Below are 4,688 nucleotides of genomic sequence, written 5' to 3'. Positions count from 1 at the left end.
CCGTTGCTGGACTCGGCCGCGCTTAAGCTCACGGCTTACCGTACTAGGGGAATGATGGATGATGTGTGCAATATCGCGAATGGAATATTCATGGGAGTGCCAAAGCGCATCAATTATTCCGCGCTCGCCCTCTGTGAGTTGAGTGTACGAGCCGAGACTGTTAGACTGATTGTGGGTCATGAAGGTCACCTTTCTTGGTAGTTTAGTCGCTTCAAGGATAGGTCTTCATGGCCTATTTTGTTAAATCAACCCGGTCGATTGGTCTAACTCAATCGGTGTTGCACTTCAATTTTAAATCCGGCTACCAAAAGTAAAGAAATTTTCGCAGAAAATAGAAAAAAGCGGCCACAGCCGCTTTTCTGACGTGCTTTATTCTGTTTTTAGCTTAGGCTTGTTTCTTGTAATACCGACCGGTGAAGAAATCGACAATGACCATTGCAATCAAGGTACCGCCGAAGAACCGGAACAGCAGCATCAACGTGCCAAAAGGATTGATCACTAAGACGATTCCAGCGATGATCAACAATGCGCCGTAAATTGCCATGGGCCAGGGGGTCACGTTTACGTAGGTCCGGTTGCGGCTGAAGCCGCTGACCAGCCGGTTGATACCCATGAAAATCAGGATCAAGCCCAGGATAAAGGGCAAGGACGCCAGCAATGGCTTGGCCAGCAGGTAGAAGACAACGGCGACCACAATCAGTCCGATGCTCAACCCCTCGGCCATCTTGTTATCCTGCATCGGATTATCCTTACCGGCCCGAATTGCAGCCACCAGCCCGATGATTCCTTGAATGGCAATGTAGGCGGCAATCAGGGCAATGGCGGCACTGGTGACAATCTTCGGCACCAGCAGCAGCAAGACCCCTAAAGCTAAACTGACAATGGATTGCAGCCAGTTGTAACGACGAAACGTAGTATATAATTGTTGCATGGAATTCACTCCTCACAGGTTTCAATTTTTCAAGCACACAGTCAATCTTTTAAGTCACCTTCAGTATACCTGGTTCGAGGCACGGGCCAAATCGGTCCAAAGTATGGAAAGAGGTCAGGACGTATGGACTATCCTGGTATTATTTTAGGCACCTTCATCGATCGGCCCAACCGGTTTGTGGCCCACGTGGTGATTCAAGGAGAAAAAACCACTGTCCACGTGAAAAACACTGGTCGGACCAACATTCTGGTGGCCGGGCGTACCGTGGCGCTGGCCCCGGCGGCGAATCCCAAACGCAAGACCCGTTTCGATCTTGTGGCGGTAGAAACTCCCAAGGGCTGGATCAACATTGACTCCCAGGCACCCAATGCCGTGGTCGGCCAGGGCCTGCGGGATAATCAAATCAAACTGCCAGGGTTGGCCGAGATCACACTAGTGCGGCCGGAGACCACTTTCCAACAAGCCCGCTTCGACTTTTTCGGCAGCAGCGGCCAGCAGCCTTTCTTTCTGGAAGTAAAGGGCGTAACGCTTTGGCACCATGATGTGGCCGCTTTTCCCGATGCACCGACGCTGCGCGGGTTGAAGCATGTCGAAGAACTGATCACCGCAGTGGGGCAGGGGTATCACGGCTATTTGCTGTTTCTGGTGCAGATTCCGGATATTCGGGTGGTGACGATTGCCCGGGAGATGCAGCCGGCGCTGGCGGCGGCCATTGCCCAAGCCCAAGCGGCTGGGGCGCATGTCCTGGCTTACGGTACGCGGGTCACACCAGGTACCATGACCCTGGGCCAGCCTATTCCGTTTGACGTGCAGGCCCCGTTTTCCATGGCGGCAGCGTTAGCAGAGGCTCAGAAATAATCGTTGAGCATCGGCAGTTCGTGGTGCAGTACCCGATCCAACCGAACAACCGCGTCTTGATCGCCATCGGCGCGGCCGCTTTTGACTAAGGCAGCCAACGGTTGGGTACCGAACAAAGCCTTGGTCAGGACTTGGATCGAAAGTGAAATGTCCGCCTCTGCGGCGGGATCATCGCCGATTTTCTCTGCCCCGGCAACGCTCAAGCGCCAGACACCCTGGTTGGCCGGCAGGGTGTCATCGGTGACGGCCAGGGTGACCAGATCCGCCAGCTGGCCGGTGTAGGGATAGCGGTTGAAAAAGTCTTGCAGGTCCACGATGCGGGCCATCATAAACGGCTCCGCCGCCGCTTTCAGCACATAGGGATTCGGGAACCAATCCCCGCGGTAACGGCTGTCTTGGTCGGCAAACTCCAAGGTGGCAAAGGTATTGCCGTGTTTCAACAGAAACGCCATCAGATGCGTCCACGTTGTCTGGTCCGCGGCATACCATTCTTGGACGGTCAGCGTACTGCCGCTGCGCTCATAAAGCAAGTACCCCCGCATCAGCCCGGCATCGTCCTGATACAGCGCGGCGTCCCAGTCGTTGGCCAGGGCTAAATGTTCCCACCACCAGTCTTCCCGGACCATGCCGCCGCGTAAATGCTCCGCCAACTGGGCATAGAGCGGTTTGAGCGCCGGTAACGCCAGCCGCAGCGACTGCCGGGTGACGGTGCCGTCCCCCTGAGCGCGAAACGCCGGCACGTCCTTACCCGCGATGGTATACACCATTTTATTGAAGACCTGCTCATACCCGAAGCGCCGGTAATATTCGTAGGAGAAAGGCGCCAAATACGCCAGCGTCACGTGCTTTTCAGCCATTTCGGCCAACGATGCCCGGAGCAGCGTTCCCGCCCCGCCGCGGCCGGAGAATTCCGGGGCCGACATGACGTCGCCGATGCCGTTCATCCGGAAGTTGACGCCATGAAAGTTCACCGTGAAGGGCAGGCTGTACAGGCCGCTGACCAGCTGGTCGCCGGCGTGCAGCCCATAGATCCAACCGTGATCATAGCGCTGGAAGAAATAATCCCGCCGGCGGGCACTGTCCTGGCGGTTGAATGCATATAAGTACAATTGGTAGAACTGTTCCCGGGCGGCCGGTCCGGTCAAGCGATAGTCTGTCATGTTTTTTCTCCATTTCTACATAAAAACCCGTCGGCCCTCTGGCGGCCAACGGGCGAATTCATTCACACGGGATTACTTCAACCCGGCATCCTGGGGCGTGATCTTCGTCCGGCCGTCCGCATGGGCCACCTTAATGGCTTTCATGATGTCCAGGTCGGACCACGAGGCGAAATCGATCCCTTGCGCCTGCAAATCCTTGCGGGCTTGCTGAATCTGGGCGGCGGTGATTTTTTCGCCATTAATCTCCGTATCGTTCTTGTTCACGCTGTACTCACCGGAACCGCTGGCGGCGTTGCTGGACGAGGAGGCTGAGCTGCCGTTGCCGGCAGTGCCGCCGCTGGCGTTCTGGGCGCTGACGGCACCAACTTGCAGTTTCAACGCGCCGGCATAGATTGTGGCGTAATAACTGTCCGCAATGTCGCTTTGGTTGACCAATTGATTCAGCGTGGCGATGGCACCGGCGTAATCTTGCTGATCATAAGCCGTTTGGGCTTTTTGCAATTGCCCTTGATAGGCCTTGTACGCGGTCTGGACCTTATTGATCGTTGTCAGCAGTTCGTCCGCGGCACTGTTCAGGCTGCTGTCGCCGCCGGTGACGGTCTTGACGGCCGCGGCTGAGGATTTGGCGGCGTTGAAACTATTTTTGCTCAAGCTGTTTTGCGCTTCGATCAGCGCCTTCGTCTGCTTGACCAGCGCCGTCGCTTTCTTATCGCCGGTCTTCGTTAAGAGGGCACTCTGGAAATAGCCCAGCGCTTGGTCGTAAGCCTTGCTGCTGACGGCATCGCGGCCGCCGCGGATGATGGCCGTATAGCTGGACGAGGTCTGCGCCGCTTGCGCCGAGGCCGCACTCGCACTGTCATTACCCTTGGGTTGGCACCCCGCCAGGCTGAACAACGCCAAGGCAGCGGCCACACCGATCAGAATCTTCTTCATGGGGATTCTCTCCTTTAGGCGGTCACTGGTCTGATGCCCAGCGACCTGTCTGTTCAGATTTTATCATGGATTGGCGGCGGTACCAAGTACTGTGGGAATTGAAAAAGGGTTGAAAGAAGCAGAAAAGCCGCTGGGCGTTGCCCAATGACGGACAACGTACAACGGCTTATTTCGTTCTTTATTGAATTAAATAAACGGTCGGCCGACCCCGGCGATCCAAGACCGCTGGGAGTTAACAATTGGCTGGACCATGATCTTCGGCGGCCAGGATTCAATCACCTGGTTGTTGCCCAGATAAATGGCGACGTGCCAGATCAACCCTCGCGGTAGAAGATCAAGTCTCCGCGCTGGCACTGGGCATACGGTACTTTCTTCAAACCAGCATTGGCTTACATGTCGGTCCAAAACAGTGTGGCCGCAGTGTACTTTACTGTCTGTGGAGCGCTGTGGCTAATTTTGCCAGAATTGTTAACGTTCAACCATTGATTATTTCCCGGGTGGTACCAGATTTGGTTAGGGAGTGTCTGAAAATCCCGAAATCCTGTATACTTCTTGTTAAAAACAAAACGGAGTGTGCAGGATGGTTATACCCAAACGTTATGAAGTAACCGACGAACAGTGGGAACGGATCGCTGATCTGTTTCCAAAGCGGTCAACGCGCGGCCGACCGCCTAAGGTCGACAATCGTACTGCTTTTAACGCCACATTATGGCTTATTCGCAGCGGTGCAGCTTGGCGGGATTTGCCCGAGCGTTACGGTCCCTGGAAGACAATCTACAGTCGGTTCCGGTTGTGGGTTGACGCGG

The 4,688-nt window shown here is 55.3% G+C and carries 6 protein-coding genes and 1 pseudogene; 2 read left to right on the top strand and 5 right to left on the bottom strand.

Annotated features, from left to right (window positions below; genetic code table 11):
• Both H627_RS19870 and H627_RS0115055 read right to left on the bottom strand, forming a co-directional pair.
• On the bottom strand, positions 1-180 hold a 180-nt coding region (locus H627_RS19870; RefSeq protein WP_155827882.1), incomplete at its 3' end, for a helix-turn-helix domain-containing protein.
• A gap of 205 nt (positions 181-385) precedes the next feature.
• A complete protein-coding gene (locus H627_RS0115055) occupies positions 386-931 on the bottom strand; it encodes a DUF308 domain-containing protein (protein ID WP_027829584.1) in 546 nt (181 codons plus the stop codon).
• Between the two features lie 123 nt (positions 932-1,054).
• Between H627_RS0115055 and sfsA the strand changes: the two genes are divergently transcribed.
• Positions 1,055-1,789 (top strand): DNA/RNA nuclease SfsA, encoded by a 735-nt coding sequence (sfsA, locus tag H627_RS0115050; protein ID WP_027829583.1) that lies wholly within the window; start codon positions 1,055-1,057, stop codon positions 1,787-1,789.
• Here sfsA and H627_RS0115045 read toward each other — a convergent pair.
• The 3 genes and pseudogenes from H627_RS0115045 to H627_RS19865 all read right to left on the bottom strand — a co-directional run.
• Positions 1,780-2,949 (bottom strand): GNAT family N-acetyltransferase, encoded by a 1,170-nt coding sequence (locus H627_RS0115045; RefSeq protein WP_027829582.1) that lies wholly within the window; start codon positions 2,947-2,949, stop codon positions 1,780-1,782. The two genes, sfsA and H627_RS0115045, sit on opposite strands and share 10 nt — an antisense overlap.
• A gap of 72 nt (positions 2,950-3,021) precedes the next feature.
• The gene (locus H627_RS0115040) at positions 3,022-3,882 is read right to left on the bottom strand and encodes a hypothetical protein (protein WP_027829581.1); all 861 of its coding nucleotides are present in this window, start codon (positions 3,880-3,882) and stop codon (positions 3,022-3,024) included.
• Positions 3,883-4,068: 186 nt separating this feature from the next.
• Positions 4,069-4,271 (bottom strand): annotated as a pseudogene (locus tag H627_RS19865) (NlpC/P60 family protein); the annotation flags it as partial.
• A 191-nt stretch (positions 4,272-4,462) separates the two neighbouring features.
• On the opposite strand from H627_RS19865, the gene H627_RS0115030 reads away from it, so the two are divergent.
• A partial coding sequence (locus H627_RS0115030) for a transposase (protein WP_027829580.1) occupies positions 4,463-4,688 on the top strand: 226 nt, incomplete at its 3' end.

Source organism: Schleiferilactobacillus harbinensis DSM 16991, assembly GCF_000425885.1.
Lineage (GTDB): Bacteria > Bacillota > Bacilli > Lactobacillales > Lactobacillaceae > Schleiferilactobacillus > Schleiferilactobacillus harbinensis.
The sequence above is the reverse complement of the archived record's forward strand: the minus strand, read 5'-3'. Positions and strand labels throughout refer to the sequence as shown.

Coding starts and splice junctions, on each gene's coding strand:
- H627_RS0115055 (WP_027829584.1), bottom strand. CDS start 931: ATGCAACAATTATATACTACGTTTCGTCGTTACAACTGGCTGCAATCC.
- sfsA (WP_027829583.1), top strand. CDS start 1,055: ATGGACTATCCTGGTATTATTTTAGGCACCTTCATCGATCGGCCCAAC.
- H627_RS0115045 (WP_027829582.1), bottom strand. CDS start 2,949: ATGACAGACTATCGCTTGACCGGACCGGCCGCCCGGGAACAGTTCTAC.
- H627_RS0115040 (WP_027829581.1), bottom strand. CDS start 3,882: ATGAAGAAGATTCTGATCGGTGTGGCCGCTGCCTTGGCGTTGTTCAGC.